Origin of the sequence: Streptomyces europaeiscabiei (genome assembly GCF_001550375.1) — a bacterium.
Lineage (GTDB): Bacteria > Actinomycetota > Actinomycetes > Streptomycetales > Streptomycetaceae > Streptomyces > Streptomyces europaeiscabiei.
The window spans coordinates 1-803 of the sequence record NZ_LRTR01000918.1; the positions used below are offsets into that span (position 1 = coordinate 1).

Here is an 803-nt window from a genome sequence, read left to right on the forward strand (position 1 = left end):
CGAGCGCGCCGGTGCCGCCGGTGACGAGGACGGTGCCGCGCGGCCTCCAGTCCCGTGCGGCCGCCTTGCCACCGGTGGCCGCGTGCACGAGTCTGCGGCCGTACGCCGTGCCGCCCCTCAGTGCCACCTGGTCCTCCTGCGTGCCCGCGGCGATGACGTCGAGCAGCAGGTCGACGCCGCGGTCCGGGCCGGTCGCCGGCAGGTCGACGAGACCGCCCCATCGCTTGGGGTGCTCCAGGGCGGCGGCCCGGCCGAGGCCCCAGACACCGGCCTGCGCGGGTGCCGTCGGCGCACCATCACGGCCACACCCCACGGCTCCACGGGTCACGCACCACAGGGGCGCCTCGATTCCCGTGTCGCCGAGTGCCTGTACGAGCGTGAGGGTTGCGGCCAGCCCCAGCGGCACCGCCGCCCACTGCGGGTGCGGCCGCTCGTCGAGCGCCAGCAGCGACAGGACCCCGGTGAACGCGCCGACAGACTCGGCGGCGGGTGTGAGCAGGGCGCCCAGGCCGGCCCGGCTCAGATGGTCGGCGTCGACGATCACGACGGCGGCGCGGGCGCCGCGGGCCTCCAGCGCGGCCACGGTCTCGGTGACCGACTCGTCGTCCGCGAGCGGGGCCGGGACGGCGAGCAGCCAGGTTCCGCCGGTGGCGGCGCGGGCCGGAGCGGGCAGGGCATGCCACTCCACGCGGTACCGCCAACCGTCGATCCGTCCCTGCTGACGGCGTGTGTTCCGCCAGGCGGCCAGGGCCGGAATCACGGTCTCCAGCCCGTCCTCGATACCGAGCGTGCCGGCCAGCTCC

1 protein-coding gene is annotated in these 803 nt (G+C 76.6%); it reads right to left on the reverse strand.

Annotation, left to right across the window (positions count from 1 at the left end; genetic code table 11):
- The coding region (locus AWZ10_RS46215; protein ID WP_244172793.1) for a beta-ketoacyl reductase at positions 1 to 803 on the reverse strand (803 nt) is incomplete at both ends.